The following is an 18,231-nucleotide window of genomic DNA, read 5'->3' as shown; positions in this document are numbered from 1 at the left end:
GCTACTTATAGGATAACGTTTTTTTTATGTTCTTTTTTTTGAAAATAGATTTTGATTTTGAGTAAGATTGTTGTAGTTTAAATTTTAGTCAAAAAACTACATGCTTTACATGAAACCTATGAAAAAAACACTTGGAATTTTACTTATTATTTGTTGCAGTACGTTTAGTTGTTCGAATCCTAAAAACGAGTCAATTGTGAAAGATGACTTGATTAGAAGTGGACTTCATGGAAAAGTAAAATCTATAGAATCAGAAATTTTTAAGTTGATTGTTGAAAAGGATACTTTTAGCATAGGAGAAAAAATCAACGGATTTTCTATGGACCGAAATGCGCTCATAGAATTTAATACGAAAGGAAATATATCAGGTTACAAGGAATTTTATGCAAACGGAAAAGTAAGCAAAGAACAGTTGTACACATACGATTCAGAAAACCGATTGGTTAAAAGAAAAGAAATTGATCATTACGGAGAAGGCGCTACCACAGCGTATGAATTGATGTATGATGCGAATGATAGTATCCAACAAGTTATAATTGCAAGCAAAGATTACAAACGCATCGATAACATTCAGCGCAATAAAGAAAATTATCCAATTCGAAAGCAAATTGCCATAAACGACACGATTCTTTCTACATATGATATTGTGTATGATGCTGAAAATAATGTAATTGAAGAAAAAGAATTTGGGTATAAAGAACGACCAGTTCGTATTGTGAAGCGACTATTTAACGCAAACAACTTACCACTAAAGGAAGAAGTTACAGAATATAATAATTATGATACGATTCAATATACAAACGAGTTTGAATACGATGCTGAGCAACATTTAATGCTAGCAAAGTATAATATTGAACGTGATACAATGTACATGGAAGTGAAAAATAGCTACTATGAAAATGGAAAATTAAAAGAAACGGTCAATACACCAAAAGGAAGTGCCGAACAAGTAATGCGTGTACAACGATTTAATGATCATGGAGAAATGTCGGAATACGCAATTATACCTGAAGATACAAGCAAACCGCAAAATGTGTGGTCGCATACGTTTACCTATGATGCACAAAACAATTGGATAGAAAAAATTGACTACAAAAACGGGAAACCTATGAAAATGACCAAGCGTACAATTGTGTATTATAAATAGGAAATCGAAATTTAATTGAAAAGCGAAAACCTTCCGCAATAAAGTGTACCTTTGGCGAAAATTTACACTACATGATTCATTTAGGACAACTTAATACATTAGAAATACTCAGAGAAACGCCTCCAGGTCTTTTCTTGGGCGATGATGAAGGGAATGAAATATTGTTGCCAAATAAATATGTGCCAACTTCTTTTGAAATAGGAGATAAGCTTTCTGTATTTGCATACTTAGATAGCCATGAACGTCCTGTAACAACTACGTTGAAACCGTTTACAAAAGTGAATGAGTTTGCGTTGTTGCAAGTAACTGCTTTGAGTGATTTCGGAGCGTTTTTAGATTGGGGATTAGAGAAAGATTTGTTTGTTCCGTTTAAAGAACAAGCACGCGATATGCAAGAAGGAAAATGGTATGTGGTATATTGTTATTTGGATGAAGAAACCAATCGTTTGGTAGGTTCAAGCAAAACGAATAAGTTTTTGAGCAATGAAGAATTAACGGTGGAACGTTTTGATGAGGTTGATTTGATGGTGTCTCGTTTTACAGAATTGGGCGTGGAAATGATTATCAATCAAACACACAAAGGTTTGGTGTACAACGATGAAATTTACCAAGAGTTAAAATTGGGAGAACGCTTAAAAGGTGTTGTCAAAAAAATTAGAGAAGACAATAAAATTGACTTGTCATTGCAACATATTGGGTACAAAAATATAGAACCTTCTGCACAAATTGTGTTGGATGCTTTGCAGCAGCATAAAGGAAGTTTGCCGTTACACGATAAAAGTGATCCTGAAGACATTAAAAGACGCTTAGGAATGAGTAAAAAAAGCTTTAAAAAAGCAATTGGCAGTTTGTATAAGCAAAAGCAAATTGTAATTACGGAAGACGGAATAGAATTACTATAACAAAAAAAGGCGAGTGTTGAAACTCGCCTTTTTTTTGTGTTTATATGAAACTACTGTTTGTATAAATATTCAATAAAATCCAACGATTTTGCTTCGCTATACATACGTAAATCGTCTATACTTCCTTGAAATGGATTTTTCCCAGAAGGATCATTTCCTAAAATTAACGGCAATGCTGAAGTTGCTAATTCGCCATCAATATATTTCAATACCGCAGGTTTTCCATTGATATATAAATACATGATGTCATCTTTTAAAATACACGTAACCATATACCAAGTTTCCTCTGTATAATCAAATTTTCGCAATTCTTGTTCAATTCCGTACGGAGCAATGGAAAAAATAATATCGTTAGTCGCTTTTTGAAGTTCGTCTTTTGGCGTATATCCTAACGAAATGCCATATGCGGCTTTAGCTTCTTGTTCGTCAAATACATTTTTGTACAATACTTGTTGCAAATGTGTAGCATCCGTTTTGATCCAAATATTGATTGTAAATTCAGTTGCAAAATTAATATGTTCACTTGCAGGAATCTCAATTTTATCGTCGATTCCATCAAAATAATATGCTTGTTTCGGATTTGCAAAACGATCGTGAATCAATGTTGCACCTTCAGCGGAAGCGTCAACCTGATAGTTGCTTGCGTCTTTGGTATTTCCGTCAAACGCATAATGTGCGACAAGTTTCTGAGAAAGATCAAAAGTTTGTTCTTCTTCTTCAATGCTACAACTACTAAAAAGAAAAAGTAATGCTAAACAGCTGCATAAATACGTGGTTTTCATGGTAAAATCAGTTTTTTGATGATTGATGATTGATTCCAAATCTTCATCAAAAATAATACCAAAGCTATTTTTCTTGTGTGTAACCTTCACCAAACTCGGGAAATTCCTTGCTGTAATCATAAATATCTGGCGAAAGCGGAAGTAACGGCGGAGCTGCATCTGATTTTAAATACTTCACAAAAGGATGATGATTATAGACATTAGATCGAAGCAAACCATGTTTCATGTCATTGAGTGATTTATGCAACATACGATAGTGACTTGCGCCATGAAAATTATCTAAAAGCATATTTGACACTCTAAATATTCTAATCGCTTCTGAATGCGTATGTACATTTGGGTCATATTCCATAGAACCATAGGTTACTAAGTCTTCAAATTCCTTTAAAATATTGATCAATTCGTTAGCTTCTGCTGAGTTTGGAGCAACTTTTTTTAACTGACGATATACATGATAAGGTTGTGTATAATAGTAATTGTCATAAAATTCTAGATAATATCCTTTAAAATTATGAATCATGATTTTCTCTAGAAGAATTTGCTTCATAGTTACTTTCTTGTCGCTTTTAAAAGCATCTTTAAGCTCTACTAACAAGTTTTCTAATTCCTTTGATCTTGTTTGTTTTACTGTTGTAATTGTTTCCGCATCAAAGGTAACTTGATATGTTTTTTGAGCATGTGCAATTTCATTCGTTAGATATTCAAAATCTTCTTCGTACATTTTTTCATAAGCAATTTTAGCATATGAATACATCGGAATATTCACAAAACTGAGTAGCGTTGTTGTAGTCAAAAGAATTGCAAAAACATACAGCATCCAACGTTGTGTTTTTAAATATCGAGAAACTTCTGTCCACATACTGAAAAACATACAAATAGGAACCAAAAAGATAATCCATCCGTAAGTCTCAACGATTTCAAGCTTTACATATATATTTGGAATAATAACTTTATGAACAAATCCGATTCCGACATATAACGCTAAATATTGTATAAATAACGAATAATGTGTAATTCGTAATGTAGTATGTCGAAACGTTTTTTGAAAATGATATGTGGGTTTTTGAAACCAGTACCGCAACATAACATTACTTCCTAAAATACTAGTAAAAGCAATGAGAAGCGTTTTTTCATACCATATCGTTTCACTGGTGTCTATATACGTATCGTACCCCAAGCATACTTTATAATACTCAGCAAATTCTAAAAGAAAAAAGATAAATACAAAGAAAATTATCGCATTCAAAATTCCCAAACCGATTCCTGTCCAAAAACGAAGTTTTCCGATATTTTTTATGCTAATATGTGGCTTGAGTTGAATTCTTTTGTCTTTATCCATACACTATCTGTGTCGAAATAACGAAGAATGTTACAATCCTAATTTTTGACGCAATGCTTTCGGTAAGGCATCTTTATGAACCATTACAGAAATGGTTTTCAATCTAAAAAATGCTTCGCTCATATGCACATGTCCATCATTTGGAACACGTTCTGTATTGCTTCCCCATGAATTTTTTACACGGAAATATGTATTGCCATTTTGGTCTTCTGCCAATCCTGTAATATGCATTAAATGATCGTCAGTTGTTGTATAATTTTCAAACTCTTGCTGACGATAATTTGCTGTAATGGATTTTTCTTTGAGAATTTCAGCTGTAAAATCTTTTCTATCCTTAACTTCTTTTTCAGGAATAGTGGCAACGGCATATTTTGCGGAAAAAGTAGCTTCCGACACATCGCAATCCAATTCTACAGTATATCCTGTTTTCAATGCGTTTTTAGTCACAGCGACTAACTCGTCTAAAGTTACATTGTAAAAACTTCCGTTAGAAAAATTATCAGGAATATTTAAAATAAAAGGTTTGTAATACGGTTGATGCGTAAACGAAGTAATCGTCACATAATCGTCTGGATTAATCTTTGTCATTGCTAAGAAAGATGTAGGCGTATAGTTTTTTCCTTCATATGAAAATGATTCCGGACGTTTTCCTAAATAAATATCCAATACACTTTCAATAGCAGGTTTCCAATTGGTTGATAATTTCTTTCCAGGATTTTTAATATAAGCATCCAACATAGCTTTCAAAACTGCCTCTATTTCTGCATGATTGTGCGTTTCTTGTAATGTCTGTAAGCCAGAATATGCACTATTTGGCACCAATCCGTCAGATTTTATAGCATTCATGACATCATGCGCCAATCCGCCTTGACTAAATTGTGCTTTTCCTTGACGCATCACGTAGTTCCAAGCTTTTTTCGGATAGGTATTTCGCACGTTATACATTTCAGAAATATCAATCTGCTTTCCTGTCAAACGGATAATTTCAGATTCCAGAAAAGAAGAAGCTGAAAAACTCCAGCAAGTTCCTGTGCGTCCTTGACTAATTACAGGTGTTGCTTCCAAATCAACAGTAGTTTTAAATTGATAATCTTGTGCAAATGCTGCAATTGTAAAACAAAATAAAAAAGCGGATACGAATATTTTTTTCATCAGGTTATGTGTGTTTTATGAATTCGATCAGATGGAATTCGCCATGAATCACTTTTGTAATACATAACTACGAATAATGGCTTATTTCATCGAAAATGATATGATTTAATATGTGTTACTTCACAAGAATTTGAACGTATAAAATCTTGAAAAGTGTGTAAAATGAATTATTTTTACGCAAAATACTAAAAAATATGAGTAAACCTGATTGGAAAACGGTAAAAGAATACGACGATATTACATACAAGAAGGCAGATGGCGTTGCCCGAATTGCTTTTAACCGACCAGATGTTAGAAATGCGTTTCGCCCACATACGACTAGTGAATTGTTAGACGCGTTCCGAGATGCGCATGAAGATGTAAATATTGGTGTGGTTTTATTATCTGCGGAAGGTCCATCGAGTAAAGATGGCGTATATTCATTCTGTAGTGGCGGCGACCAAAAAGCGCGCGGACATCAAGGATATGTTGGACAAGATGGTTACCACAGGTTGAATATTTTAGAAGTACAACGCTTAATTCGTTTCATGCCAAAAGCTGTAATTTGCGTCGTGCCAGGTTGGGCAGTTGGTGGCGGACATAGTTTGCATGTTGTGTGCGATTTAACGTTGGCGAGTAAAGAACATGCCATTTTTAAACAAACAGATGCAGATGTTACGAGTTTTGATGCAGGATACGGTTCGGCATATTTAGCAAAAATGGTGGGACAGAAAAAAGCAAGAGAAATCTTTTTCTTAGGACGTAACTATTCCGCACAAGAAGCATACGAAATGGGCATGGTAAACGCCGTAATTCCACATGATGAATTGGAAGATACAGCGTACGAATGGGCGCAAGAAATCTTAGCAAAATCACCAATGTCTATCAAAATGTTGAAATTTGCGATGAATTTAACGGATGACGGAATGGTTGGACAGCAAGTATTTGCAGGAGAAGCAACGCGTTTGGCATACATGACAGACGAAGCCAAAGAAGGAAGAGACGCATTTTTAGAAAAACGCAAGCCAAATTTTGACAAAAAGTGGATTCCGTAAATTAGTATTGAGTATTGAGATGTTAGTATTGAGGTTTTTAACTTTGATGTAGCATCTCATAAATGGTTTCTAGTTAATCGTTGTTGGGTATTCTGTATTTTTGGATTTGTTAATTTGTTTTTTGTTGATCTGTTAATTCGTTTCTTAAATTCGACTTCAGATTCATCTTCAACATCTTTTTCTCAATTCTATTTTGTTAACTTCGATAATTGTAGATTCGTTAACTTGTAATTCCTGTGCAGATAGGAATCTTATCGAATTCCAATAAATATAGTATAAGAACGTTATTATCTCATACTGATGAAACCAATTGCCATGAAAAAACTGCTCATACTCTTCATATTTATAAATTTTCAATTTGGAAATGCACAAAATCAAGATACGGTAGTTTTAGAACCTTTGTTCGATATTGGATTGCATTATCCACTGTCTACAGGCGATAATTTTATTGCAAACGGTTATGTAGGATTAATAGGAGCAGACATTCGATACCAGTTTACAGATACGCGTTTGGTTTCTGTAAAAGCGGCAGTTGCGGTTGATTATTTCGATTATACTTTTTTTGATGATGTAAATGGTGGCGCTTTTGTTATAAAACCTGAAATTATTGGAGAATTCAATATTGTAAGCATTCCGAAATTGAAACCTTATGTATCGTTAGGATATAGTTTCTTTTCGGTTTCGTTAAACACATCAACGGTTGGTTTTGATATTATCAACAATCCAGATCCTGTAATTCAACCCAATGATGAACGCTTTACAGATACGCAAAGTGGAATTAGTTATGGTTTTGGTGTTGCGTACGACATTACAGCACAGTTTTTCTTGGAAGTTTCTGCCGATTTCATAAAGTTAGATTTAGATGGCGATATTTCAGGAAATCGATTTAACGAAAATATTCATACCGTAAGTATGGGCGTTGGAGTTCGGTTGTAGATTTTTTTAATTCACAATTCTGAATTCATAATTCTGAATTAAAAACTGAATACTAAGATCCAAGACCCAAAAGCAAAGCGACCTAAAACACTACTTTTTCTTCCAAACAAACGTTTCCCAACCATCATATTTGCCATAATGATCATAGCAAATCTCCATTAATTTTTGTGTAATTTTTGAAATACGTTCCATCGAAGTCTTATCTTCTCGATAAAATTTTACTTCGTATGAAAGTGATGTGTCGCCAATTGTTTTTTCGTAATCAACGGTATATGCGAGTTCTTTTATTTTTGCAATGAATAGCTTTCTATCTTCTTCCGTTGGAAACGTCGCGTAATGTTCTATCTTTCGCGCATGTTCGGCAACATCTCCAGCATTTCTGAGTTGAATCAACGTATCACGATTGGACATAAAGTTTTTGATTTCATCATTCGGATACAAAAAATCTTTGTACAATTCCCACGAAATATCTTCTCTCACGTACACTTTGTACGTTTCTCTTTTGTATTTTTCGGCGAATAACCGATCAATCTTTGCTTCCAAACCAGCAACATCTTTTACATAATAATATTCAAAACGATTTCCATCATACATAAACGAACCAACATAATAAAAGCTTGAGGTACCGTTGATTGTATCAAAAATAGCGTTCTTTATCGTATACAATTTCTTCAATTTATTTCCTATCGGGAAATCACTCTCTTTAGTTACACGATATTCAATTTTTATATAAAATAAAAAGTCGAAACCATTTACGGGCGCGTTGTCAATTAAATCCATACGGACATTGGTAGAACTCACGCCTTTTTCTTGTTTAGCTTGATAGGTGTTCCAAACAGCGCCATCTTGTGCCTGCACAAAAAATAGCGGAAACAGTAGTACTAATAAATAAAAATTTAATTTCATATAACAGATAAAAAACCAATATGCAAGGTACTCAAAACTAAGAAGTACTCTTGCAAAATTAATAGAATATTATGATAATGGAAGTAAATCAAAAACAATACCATTGCCTTTTTCAGAAGTTTTTGAAATTGTATATTTACAAAAATTCGCATACATGATAAAACCATGGCTCTCTGCCGCACGATTACGAACCTTGCCGTTGTCCATTTCTGGAATAATTGTCGGTTGTGCATTGGCAAATTTTTCAATAAATAATCATCCGAAAAATTTTGGACTGACAGAGTGTTTTGGATGTTTTCATCAAGAGGTAAACTACCTTATTTTTATACTTTCCATTTTAACAACGATCGGTTTTCAAGTATTATCAAACTTTGCCAATGATTACGGCGACGGAATTCGTGGTACAGACGACGATAGAGAAGGCGAACAACGTATGGTCGCTTCTGGTATTATTTCGCCAAAGCAAATGAAAAACGCGATGATTATTACGGCAATTATTACGTTAATTCTGGCGTTATTAGTCATTTACGTAGCATTTGGAAGCGAAAATTTTAGTTATTCCATATTATTTTTCTTTTTAGGAATTACCTCAATAATCGCCGCTGTAAAATACACCGTTGGTAAAAGCGCCTACGGATATTCAGGTTTGGGCGATGTATTTGTATTTCTATTTTTTGGTTGGCTCAGTGTCTTAGGAAGTTACTTTTTATACAAAAAAGGATTGTATTTTGATATTTTTCTGCCCGCAACAGCTATCGGATTGTTAAGTGCCGCCGTTTTAAATTTGAACAATATGCGCGATCGTATCAAAGATAAAAAACATGGAAAAAATACCTTAGTTGTCAAAATAGGAAGTCAAAACGCAAAGCTATATCATTATGGCTTAATTATTGGGGCGTTGATTTGCACCATATTTTTTATACAAATGAATTACCATTCTCCAACACAATTGATAGTGCTTATCGCCTTTATTCCCTTAGTGATGAACATGGTTGTGGTTGGAAAAAACATCATTCACAAGGAACTTGATCCTGAACTAAAAAAAGTAGCGTTGAGTACTTTCTTATACGCTATCTTATTTGCAATATTTAATTAAAACCGTACATGAGTAAAATTCAATTAGTAGTATTATTATGTCTTTTTGGCTATACCTTAAATGCCCAAGAAGAAATTACCACAACGCTAAAAACTACGAAAAGCAGTGTGTTTAAAGACAAAACAAAAGTTGGAAGCATCAAAGCAATGCATACAACAGCCACAGGAAAAACGGGAATTATCCGCTTTGGAAGAAAAAGTATTCTAGTAGATGTTTTTAATGAAGATTTAGGAAAAGAACATACACAACTCATTGACAAAGAACGTCGTGAACGCTACAAAGGACATCTGAATTTAGACAATAAAATATATCTTTTCACTACATTTTCTCCAGAATTGCGTGAACGTGAATTGTTTTGTTATGTAATCGATTTGGAAAAAAACACACATAGAAAAAACAAACTTTTTCATATTGATGTAAAAAATGCCGCAGCAATATATGAGGATAAAAACAAAGCAGAAGCCAGTTTTTCAGTTTCAGAAAATCAAAAATACATTGCTGTTGCTACATTTCACACAAAAGAAGACAACAATTCTTATTTGATGCATGTGTTTGAAGCAGAAACCTTAAGCTTGGTCTATGAAACGGTTTATGATGCAGGAGAGAAGAATAATTATTTTTTAGCAAATGATATTTTAATCACTAATGATGCGGATGTTTATGTACTGACAAAACAATTCCTAACAGGAAAATTTGAAAAAGATAAAGGAAATCCAAACTACGATTTTGTCGTTCATAAAATTTCGAAGAACGAAACAAAAGAAACCGTTGTTAGCTTGGAGAATCAATACATACGATCACTTGTGTTGAGTAATAAAAAAGGAAAACTACACTTAATCGGTTTTTATTCAGAAAAAAATGCAGGACGTATAAAAGGTGGTTGCGATTTTAGTATCAACATCGAAGATTTTACCATTGCATCAAAAAAAACAGTTACACTTCCGCAACAAGTATTCAACGATTTATATGGCGAGAAAGCTGAAAAGCTAAAAGAAAAAGAATACGAATTACGAAATTTCGAAATCAACTACATTTTAGACGATGCAAAAGGAAATACATATTTACTTGCGGAAGAATTTTACAGTTCATATACACAAACTCCAGCATTTCCAATGGGAACAGTAGAAGAGCATTACGATGATATTTTGATTCTTAAATTCAATGCTCAGGGCGATTTAGAATGGGGAAGAGGTATTTACAAAAAAGCATCAAATCCTTCTTACAATGCTTTTATAAAAAATGACGAATTGCATGTGATTCTGAACTCAGGAAAATACCTTAAAGAATTAGACGATGGACGTTATTATATGAGCGCAGACTTATTTGAATCGAGTGCTTTGTACGATATTGTATACACATACGATGGAAAAGCTTCGTATACAAAAATTCAAAATAACAGAGGGAAAACACAATTTACGCCATTTTACGGAACATTCACAAACAATGTGTTTATCATGGCAAATTCTAGAAAAAACAAAAAACAATTTTTAAAATTAGAATAACCGAATTAAAGCTTTCACTAAAAATAGGTAGCTTTATACATTAACATTGAATTAAAACCGAACATGAAAAAAATTAAACTAGTACTATTATTATGTCTTTTTGGCTATACCTTAAATGCCCAAGAAGAAGTTACCACAGCATTAAAAATTACCGAAAGTGCGCAATACAAAGACGAAGTAAAAGTTGACGAAATTAGCGCAATGTATACAAGTCCAACAGGAAAAACTGCAATTGTTCGTTTAGGCAAAAAGAACATTCTTTTAGATGTTTTTGATAATAATTTGAATAAAGAATTCTTTAAAATCATCAAAAAAGAAAAGAAAGAAGTCTACAAAGGACACTTGAGTTACGACGACGAAATCAAAGTATTTACAGTATTTTCTCCAAAGAAGAAAGAGCGAATTTTATACTGTCATACCTTCAACATAAAAAACAATACGCATACTAAAAAGAAGTTATTTGAAGCAAACGTAAAAAAAGGTGGCGGACTTTTCACAGGAAGCAACAAACGTCAAACGAGTTTCGCACAATCTCCAAACCAACAATACATTGCAATTGCAACGGACGACATTAAGAAAAAGAGCAATTCGTATCGCATTCATGTATTTGAAACGGAAAACTTAAATCTTGTCTACAGCAAATCATATCGCGATCATGAAAAACAACATTTTGCGCACAACGATTTAATTATTGATGATGACGCCACTGTTTTTAGTCTTGGGAAATTATACCTAAACGGGAAATCGGATAAGATAAATGGAAGAGCAAACTACCAATTCGTGTTGCACAAAATTTCACAAAACAACACTTCTCATGTTGATATAAAACTAGAAGATGAATTTGTAAGAACGCTTGTCATCAGTCAAAAAAACAATCAATTACACTTGCTCGGTTTTTATTCAGAAAAAAATTCAGGTCGATTAAAAGGTGGTTGTGATTTTGCCATTAATGCATCAGATTTGACAATCGCGTCTAAAAAAATAACAGAATTGCCACAACAAGTTTATGAAGATTTATACGGCTACAGAAGAGGAAAACGTAAAAAAGACAAAGCCAAAGAATTACGAAACTTTTATATCGATTATACACTTGAAGACACACAAGGAAACACGTACATCTTAGCGGAAGAATTCTACACTACCACACGATACATTGCGATGGGAATCAATGGCGGATATTGGGAAACTGTTTTTCACTATGATGATATTTTAATCATGAAATTTGATGCGAATGGCGAATTGGATTGGGGAAGAAGTCTCTTTAAAAGATCGGAAGCGCCTTCGTATAATGTGTTTTTAAAAGATGATCAATTGCACGTAATCTTAAATTCGGGTAAAAATTTGCTAGAGAAAAAAGATGGACGCACTAAAGTTTCACAAGGTTGGTTTGAATCTTCTTCATTATACGACATCGTATATTCTTCGGAAGGAAAAGTATCATACAACAAGGTGCAAAACAACAAAGGGAAAACCTATTATACGCCTTTTTACGGAACATTTACAGATGGAAAATTCATCACAACGACCACAAGAAGAAAGAAAAAGAAATTCTTAACATTGGAATAACGAACATAAAACACACAAATTATGAAAGTTACATACTTAGGGCATGCTTCATTACATATTGAATTTGGAGATACAAATATCATTGTAGATCCTTTTATTTCAGGAAACTCAATGGCTTCCGAAATTGATTTAAATGCCTTAAAAGCAGATTACATCTTAGTGACACATGCGCATCAAGATCATATCTTAGATGTTGAAACCATTGCAAAAAATACTGGAGCAACAATCATTTCAAACTATGAAATTGCCATGCATTACGGAGCAAAAGACTTTAAGGTTTTTGCAATGAATCACGGCGGAACATTTAAAAGTGAGACGTTTTCGGCCAAATATGTAAACGCAATTCATACATCGTCATTTCCTGATGGTTCGTATGGCGGACAACCTGGCGGATTTGTCTTAACGACAGAAGGAAAATCTATCTACATTGCTGGTGATACAGCCTTAACGTATGATATGAAACTCATTCCGTCACAAACAACACTTGATTTGGCAATTCTTCCGATAGGCGATACATTCACAATGGGTGTTGAAGATGCCATTATAGCAAGTGATTTTGTAGAATGTAATCGAGTTTTAGGATATCATTACGACTCTTTTCCTCCAATTGTAATTGACAAAGAAGCGGCAAAAATAAAATTCAAAGAAAAGGCAAAAAGCTTGGTATTACTTGATATTGGCGAAAGTATGAATGTGTAGGTTAGTATCATAGTATGTTAGTATTTTGGTAGGTTAGTATTTTAGAAGTATCGTATTTTGGTAGATTAGTATTATTGTATTTCAGTATTTATATAAAGATAAATTATGCATAGATTTAAGGAGTTACATGTTTGGAAATCAAGTAGAATATTTTGTAAATCAATGTATGAACTAACAGCCAACTTTCCTGATCATGAAAAATTTGGACTAACCAGTCAATTAAGAAGAGCAAGTATATCTATTGCATCTAATATTGCAGAAGGTGCGTCAAGAAGATCAAATAAAGATTTCTACAGATTTTTAGAAATTGCAATTGGTTCAGCTTTTGAAATTGAAACACAACTATTGATTGCATCAGATTTAAATTTTTTAAAAGAAGATGAATCAAAAAGAATACTAAATGAACTAGAAGCAATCATGAAAATGTTATCAAAACTCATGATGTCATTAAAAAAATAAATTACTTTCATACCAACATACCAACATACCAACATACCAACATACCAACATACCAATACCCAAAAACCCAAAAGCAAAGCGACCCAACACCAAGAAATTCACAACTAACATGAAAGCAACTTATCACAAACATATTTTAGAGTTCAAACGACCAAGTGGAACGTCGCGTGGAGTGTTAAAGAAAAAAGAAACATGGTTTATTCATTTGGTAGATGGAGAACGACAAGGAATAGGCGAGTGCGGAATTTTGCGAAGTCTCAGTATTGATGATGTGCCTGAATATGAAGAAAAGTTACGTTGGACATGCGAACACATACACTTAGGAAAAGATGTATTATTAAAAGAATTACGAACATTTCCGTCCATTCAATTTGGCGTAGAGCAAGCATTTTTATCATTACAATCTGAGAAGCCATTTCTATTGCATCCGTCAAAATTTACCGAAGGAAAAGAAGCAATTGACATTAATGGACTCATTTGGATGGGCGATGCAGCTTTTATGAAATCGCAAATAAAAGAAAAGCTGGAAGCAGGTTTTTCATGTATCAAAATGAAAATTGGCGCTATCGATTTTGAAACCGAATTGCAACTATTAAAAAGTATTCGTAAAGAATATGCGGCAACTGATATAGAATTGCGCGTAGATGCTAACGGTGCATTTTTGCCTTCAAAAGCTTTAGAAAAGCTACAACGATTGTCTGAATTTGAATTGCATTCCATTGAGCAACCGATCAAGCAAGGACAAATGGAAGAAATGGCGAAACTCTGTGAAGTGACACCTTTGCCAATTGCATTAGATGAAGAACTCATTGGTGTTTTTGATTTGAAAGCGAAGAAAAAAATTATAGAAACCATTCAGCCACAATACATTATCTTAAAGCCAAGTTTAGTCGGCGGATATGCAGGAAGTTCTGAATGGATTTCAATTGCCGAAAAACAAAATATCAATTGGTGGATTACAAGTGCGTTGGAAAGTAATGTTGGACTCAATGCTATCGCGCAATGGACGTGTACATTACAAAATAAATTACCGCAAGGATTAGGAACAGGAAGTTTATATACCAACAATTTCGAATCTCCACTAACCATACAAAAAGGCGCATTGCACTACGACAAAGTAAAATCGTGGAATGTACCCATCATAAAAAATAAAACAGCATAACATATGTTTATTACACAAGCTTACAAAGGTTTACACGAATTCTGGCGCTATATTATCGGAACACTAATTATATTGCTGTTATGGCAATTTGTTGGCGCAATTCCGTTTGTGATCGTTTTATCGATAAAAGTATATCTACGAGGAACAGAAAATGGATTATCTGCCATGGAAGCATTGGCGCCTGAACAAATGCCAGCAACCATGGGCGAAATGGTAACGCTTTTAGGAAGCAATCTATTTCTATTTATGATGATTGTTAGCTTTGCAGTAGGTTTGCTAGGCGTATTATATACAAACAAACTCATACACAAAGGATCGTTCTTGTCGCTCACAACTTCTCGAAATGCAATAGATTGGAAACGTATTTTTGTCGGCTTCTTCATTGTCGTAATTTTCAATTTAGGAACGTTTGCTGTTGGATATTTCTTAGCACCTGAAGCATTAGAGTGGAACTTTAAACTTGGTCCATTTCTCATCTTATTAGTCATAAGCTTGCTATTTTTACCGCTTCAAACGAGTTTTGAAGAATACTTTTTCAGAGGTTATCTCATGCAAGGAATTGGAGTCAATTTAAAAGAAAACAAATTCATTCCGCTTTCAATTGTAGCCATCGCAATCATGCCAGTGATATACTTTATACTGCATGCAAATTTTCAACTAGAATTTAGAACAAATCTTGGAATTTCTGGTCTAATTACTTCTGGTATTGTTTTTATATTAGATCGTAAAAGTGCCATTGATCCAACAATATTACACCGAAAATGGGTGCCATTACTATTCACTTCTGTAATTTTTGGCGTTATGCATGCTGCAAATCCTGAAGTAGAAAAACTTGGTTACATTTCTATGGTATATTATATCGGAACTGGCTTGATTCTTGGTGTTATGACACTCATGGATGATGGCATGGAATTAGCACTTGGTTATCATGCAGGAAATAACATTTTAACAGCATTATTGGTCACGACAGATTGGTCAGCGTTGCAAACAGATGCCATATTTGTAGATACATCTGAACCTTCTGCCGGATTCTTTGACATTATTTTTCCAGTACTAATTATCTATCCAATTATGTTACTCATCTTGGCGAAAATTTACAAATGGAAAAACTGGAAAGAAAAACTATTTGGAATCGTAGACGATCCAGTTTCTGAAATTGATGAAATTGCCAAAATGCCTGACGCATAAGATTATATGAGAAATAAATGGTTCATTGGTTTACTTTTTTTTAGTATTGTTCAATTCAGTTTTGCACAGCTTAAAGTTTCGGACAAAAGGGAAATACGAAAACAACTTTTCAAAAAAATAAACACTTTACGAAAAAGTAAAGGAGTACCAGCATTGATCTTACATCCTGACTTGGAAAAAGCGGCACAATTGCACGCTGATTACATGCAGAAAAACAGCGACTTAACGCATGAACAACGTGTAGATTCATTACGAACACCTAAAAAACGAATTGCACAATTTTCTGAAAAATTCAATGTTTTTGGAGAGAATATCTTATACACAAAACCCACAAAAACACCGATAAAAAAAGGACTGCTCAAACGTATTGCACATGAAATGTTTATCGCTTGGAAAAATTCTCCAAGACACTACGCAAACATGATTTCTGACAATTATACGCATGGTGATTTTGGCTTTACGTATGATAAAAGAACAAAGCGAATTTATGCAGCGCATGTATTTGGCGGTATCGGAGTCACTATTGAAGGACAACTTTCTGAAAATGCATTCAACATACAAGCACCCGAAGACAATGAAGCTGTTGATTGTTTTGATTTAATGGGAAGGAAGCAAAATATTGCTATAAACCTTGGAAATGCTGTCAGTATTGAAGGAAAAGATATTCTACTGTATTATCATGACAAATGTATAGTTGCCGATTTAATAGAAAATGAAGATGATGGAATTGCGATTGATATTCTCCTAAAAAGTCAGTTTGCATGTGGAAAGAAAAACCAATTAGACGTTTCAAAAATATATGATGGAGTGTTGCTAAAACCTGTCTACAAAAAAGAACTTTTTGGCAATAATCAATCTAAAAGCGCATATAGGTTAATTACAAAAATTGGGGAACTTCCAGATGAATTCATTGGCAAAGAACTTCAAATAAGCATGTTACTTATCAAAAGTGGCGTTAAATGCGATTATAATTATCCGATTTCAATTTCTCGAAGTGATTATGAATTAGTAGCATATCCACCAAACATTCAAACGGAAACCATTGATTTTGTCACGGAAGGAATTGTAGGAATGGAAGATGTTTATTTCAATTTTGATCGTGATGAAATAAACGCAACAAATGCTCCCGAACTACTTGCAAGTACAGGAATTCACAGTATGGACATCAAGAGTTATAGTTCTGTGGAAGGCAACGAAACTGCCAATAAAGCATTACACAAAGCAAGAGCAGCGTACATAAAAAAATACATGTTGTTTAAAATTGAAAATAAAGATATTCCTATTACTTCGGATGCGAAAGAAAATTGGGAATTGTGTAAAATTCAACTCGAAATGTTCGGTTTAGAATCCTTACTTGATAAAGAAAAACAAGTGATACGTTCATATATAAATAAAAATAGTACTTCCGAATGGAAAGAAGCGTTGGCAAAACAACGTGTGTCGAAAGCGCGTATATTTTACACTGGAAAAGTAGCAAATTCAGATGAATTATTTTTAGAAATGAACCTACTTACAGGGCTAAAAAGCAAGAATTACAAGCTTGTCAATAAAACATTGTATGAACTCTATAAAGCAGACAAACAAGTTTCGTTTTTCTACGAAAGCGAATGGTTTTCAGAATTTTTAGAAGCTCCAGAATTGGTTACAAATACATCTGCAATGTTGCTGAAAGATGTAAAATTTTACAATACAGAAATGATTGTAGTATACGTTCGGAATTGGTTGAAAAAAGCATCAAAATTATCAAAAGAAGCTACTGAAAATCTGTTAAATTTATATGCAATTACAACAGATAAATTATTAAGTTATTGGGATGTTGAAGCTGAGAAAATTGCACGCATCATGCATCCTGATAAAACTGTTTTGTTGTTAGAAAACTATGATAGTTCGCAGGAAACACATCCGTTGTTGCTTAATTTTCACATTGCAACCATCAATTACTATTCACATGTTCGTGACACTAAAAAGTTAATTTATGCATTTCAATTTATCACAAAATACTACAAAGGAAAAGCACTTACAATAGAAGATGAGGTCAAACTAGCGCTATTTTTTAATCATTGGAGTTCGTTTCAAGAAAGTTACGATCTGTTAGTGCAAAGTTTCCATAAAAAAACAATCAACAAAGAAGGTGTGTTTATATTGGCAGAAGTGGCAATGCTGGCAGAAACCGATCAGAAAATCATTAAAAGTATCATGCAAAAAGCATACGAACAGGATCCAAAAAGATGGTGTGCTATGATAGAAAACGATTTTCAACTCTTGCGAAACAAAAACATAAAAAATAATTATTGCAAAAAGTGTTCAAAGTAAAAATGATGGTTTCGCTCGAAAACTATTTCACATTCAACTCAAATAATT

16 protein-coding genes are annotated in these 18,231 nt (G+C 33.6%); 12 read left to right on the top strand and 4 right to left on the bottom strand.

Translation table 11 applies throughout. The features are described 5' to 3' along the window. Nucleotides 1-118 precede the first annotated feature (118 nt). Together AA089_RS21270 and AA089_RS21265 are read left to right on the top strand one after the other, a co-directional pair. Nucleotides 119-1,147, top strand: a complete 1,029-nt coding sequence (locus tag AA089_RS21270) for a hypothetical protein (protein ID WP_156169187.1) — start codon at nt 119-121, stop codon at nt 1,145-1,147. 71 nt (nt 1,148-1,218) lie between these two features. Beyond that, nucleotides 1,219-2,049: a CvfB family protein gene (locus AA089_RS21265; protein ID WP_046759033.1), complete on the top strand. Its 831-nt coding sequence runs from the start codon at nt 1,219-1,221 to the stop codon at nt 2,047-2,049. A gap of 50 nt (nt 2,050-2,099) precedes the next feature. On the opposite strand, the gene AA089_RS21260 is transcribed toward AA089_RS21265, so the two are convergent. The 3 genes from AA089_RS21260 to AA089_RS21250 all read right to left on the bottom strand — a co-directional run bounded on the left by AA089_RS21260 (nt 2,100) and on the right by AA089_RS21250 (nt 5,322). Continuing rightward, nucleotides 2,100-2,831, bottom strand: a complete 732-nt coding sequence (locus AA089_RS21260; RefSeq protein WP_162200468.1) for a LamG domain-containing protein — start codon at nt 2,829-2,831, stop codon at nt 2,100-2,102. A gap of 64 nt (nt 2,832-2,895) precedes the next feature. Continuing rightward, nucleotides 2,896-4,170 carry a hypothetical protein gene (locus tag AA089_RS21255; RefSeq protein ID WP_046759031.1) on the bottom strand — a complete coding sequence of 425 codons (1,275 nt, stop codon included), beginning with the start codon at nt 4,168-4,170 and terminating at the stop codon, nt 2,896-2,898. Between the two features lie 30 nt (nt 4,171-4,200). After that, nucleotides 4,201-5,322, bottom strand: a complete 1,122-nt coding sequence (locus tag AA089_RS21250) for a C1 family peptidase (protein WP_046759030.1) — start codon at nt 5,320-5,322, stop codon at nt 4,201-4,203. Nucleotides 5,323-5,516: 194 nt separating this feature from the next. On the opposite strand from AA089_RS21250, the gene AA089_RS21245 reads away from it, so the two are divergent. After that, on the top strand, nt 5,517-6,356 hold the full coding sequence (locus AA089_RS21245) for a 1,4-dihydroxy-2-naphthoyl-CoA synthase (RefSeq protein ID WP_046759029.1): 840 nt from the start codon (nt 5,517-5,519) through the stop codon (nt 6,354-6,356). A gap of 315 nt (nt 6,357-6,671) precedes the next feature. Beyond that, the gene (locus tag AA089_RS21240) at nt 6,672-7,292 is read left to right on the top strand and encodes an outer membrane beta-barrel protein (protein WP_162200467.1); all 621 of its coding nucleotides are present in this window, start codon (nt 6,672-6,674) and stop codon (nt 7,290-7,292) included. A 90-nt stretch (nt 7,293-7,382) separates the two neighbouring features. On the opposite strand, the gene AA089_RS21235 is transcribed toward AA089_RS21240, so the two are convergent. Beyond that, entirely contained in the window at nt 7,383-8,198 is an 816-nt protein-coding gene (locus AA089_RS21235) for a DUF695 domain-containing protein (RefSeq protein ID WP_046759027.1), read from the bottom strand. Between the two features lie 154 nt (nt 8,199-8,352). Between AA089_RS21235 and menA the strand changes: the two genes are divergently transcribed. The 8 genes from menA to AA089_RS21195 all read left to right on the top strand — a co-directional run bounded on the left by menA (nt 8,353) and on the right by AA089_RS21195 (nt 18,183). Beyond that, nucleotides 8,353-9,294, top strand: a complete 942-nt coding sequence (gene menA / locus AA089_RS21230; RefSeq protein WP_046759041.1) for a 1,4-dihydroxy-2-naphthoate octaprenyltransferase — start codon at nt 8,353-8,355, stop codon at nt 9,292-9,294. Nucleotides 9,295-9,302: 8 nt separating this feature from the next. Next, nucleotides 9,303-10,796: a hypothetical protein gene (locus AA089_RS21225; protein WP_046759026.1), complete on the top strand. Its 1,494-nt coding sequence runs from the start codon at nt 9,303-9,305 to the stop codon at nt 10,794-10,796. A gap of 63 nt (nt 10,797-10,859) precedes the next feature. Continuing rightward, nucleotides 10,860-12,362 (top strand): hypothetical protein, encoded by a 1,503-nt coding sequence (locus AA089_RS21220; protein WP_046759025.1) that lies wholly within the window; start codon nt 10,860-10,862, stop codon nt 12,360-12,362. A 21-nt stretch (nt 12,363-12,383) separates the two neighbouring features. After that, complete coding sequence (locus AA089_RS21215; protein WP_046759024.1) at nt 12,384-13,061, top strand: metal-dependent hydrolase; 678 nt, start codon at nt 12,384-12,386, stop codon at nt 13,059-13,061. A 105-nt stretch (nt 13,062-13,166) separates the two neighbouring features. After that, nucleotides 13,167-13,520, top strand: a complete 354-nt coding sequence (locus AA089_RS21210; RefSeq protein WP_046759023.1) for a four helix bundle protein — start codon at nt 13,167-13,169, stop codon at nt 13,518-13,520. 109 nt (nt 13,521-13,629) lie between these two features. Beyond that, nucleotides 13,630-14,682, top strand: a complete 1,053-nt coding sequence (locus AA089_RS21205; RefSeq protein WP_046759022.1) for an o-succinylbenzoate synthase — start codon at nt 13,630-13,632, stop codon at nt 14,680-14,682. Between the two features lie 3 nt (nt 14,683-14,685). Continuing rightward, nucleotides 14,686-15,870 (top strand): CPBP family glutamic-type intramembrane protease, encoded by a 1,185-nt coding sequence (locus tag AA089_RS25620; RefSeq protein WP_046759021.1) that lies wholly within the window; start codon nt 14,686-14,688, stop codon nt 15,868-15,870. Between the two features lie 6 nt (nt 15,871-15,876). Next, nucleotides 15,877-18,183, top strand: a complete 2,307-nt coding sequence (locus AA089_RS21195; RefSeq protein WP_046759020.1) for a CAP domain-containing protein — start codon at nt 15,877-15,879, stop codon at nt 18,181-18,183. Nucleotides 18,184-18,231: the final 48 nt, after the last annotated feature.

Source organism: Kordia jejudonensis (genome assembly GCF_001005315.1).
In the GTDB taxonomy this organism is placed as follows: Bacteria; Bacteroidota; Bacteroidia; order Flavobacteriales; family Flavobacteriaceae; genus Kordia; species Kordia jejudonensis.
This window is presented reverse-complemented; position numbering and strand designations above follow the sequence as displayed.

What these genes read in the sequence shown, in the direction of transcription:
- AA089_RS21250 (WP_046759030.1), bottom strand. Translation starts at nt 5,322, where the DNA reads ATGAAAAAAATATTCGTATCCGCTTTTTTATTTTGTTTTACAATTGCA.
- menA (WP_046759041.1), top strand. Translation starts at nt 8,353, where the DNA reads ATGATAAAACCATGGCTCTCTGCCGCACGATTACGAACCTTGCCGTTG.
- AA089_RS21265 (WP_046759033.1), top strand. Translation starts at nt 1,219, where the DNA reads ATGATTCATTTAGGACAACTTAATACATTAGAAATACTCAGAGAAACG.
- AA089_RS21220 (WP_046759025.1), top strand. Translation starts at nt 10,860, where the DNA reads ATGAAAAAAATTAAACTAGTACTATTATTATGTCTTTTTGGCTATACC.
- AA089_RS21215 (WP_046759024.1), top strand. Translation starts at nt 12,384, where the DNA reads ATGAAAGTTACATACTTAGGGCATGCTTCATTACATATTGAATTTGGA.
- AA089_RS21210 (WP_046759023.1), top strand. Translation starts at nt 13,167, where the DNA reads ATGCATAGATTTAAGGAGTTACATGTTTGGAAATCAAGTAGAATATTT.
- AA089_RS21195 (WP_046759020.1), top strand. Translation starts at nt 15,877, where the DNA reads ATGAGAAATAAATGGTTCATTGGTTTACTTTTTTTTAGTATTGTTCAA.
- AA089_RS21245 (WP_046759029.1), top strand. Translation starts at nt 5,517, where the DNA reads ATGAGTAAACCTGATTGGAAAACGGTAAAAGAATACGACGATATTACA.
- AA089_RS21270 (WP_156169187.1), top strand. Translation starts at nt 119, where the DNA reads ATGAAAAAAACACTTGGAATTTTACTTATTATTTGTTGCAGTACGTTT.
- AA089_RS21255 (WP_046759031.1), bottom strand. Translation starts at nt 4,170, where the DNA reads ATGGATAAAGACAAAAGAATTCAACTCAAGCCACATATTAGCATAAAA.
- AA089_RS21205 (WP_046759022.1), top strand. Translation starts at nt 13,630, where the DNA reads ATGAAAGCAACTTATCACAAACATATTTTAGAGTTCAAACGACCAAGT.
- AA089_RS25620 (WP_046759021.1), top strand. Translation starts at nt 14,686, where the DNA reads ATGTTTATTACACAAGCTTACAAAGGTTTACACGAATTCTGGCGCTAT.
- AA089_RS21235 (WP_046759027.1), bottom strand. Translation starts at nt 8,198, where the DNA reads ATGAAATTAAATTTTTATTTATTAGTACTACTGTTTCCGCTATTTTTT.
- AA089_RS21240 (WP_162200467.1), top strand. Translation starts at nt 6,672, where the DNA reads ATGAAAAAACTGCTCATACTCTTCATATTTATAAATTTTCAATTTGGA.
- AA089_RS21260 (WP_162200468.1), bottom strand. Translation starts at nt 2,831, where the DNA reads ATGAAAACCACGTATTTATGCAGCTGTTTAGCATTACTTTTTCTTTTT.
- AA089_RS21225 (WP_046759026.1), top strand. Translation starts at nt 9,303, where the DNA reads ATGAGTAAAATTCAATTAGTAGTATTATTATGTCTTTTTGGCTATACC.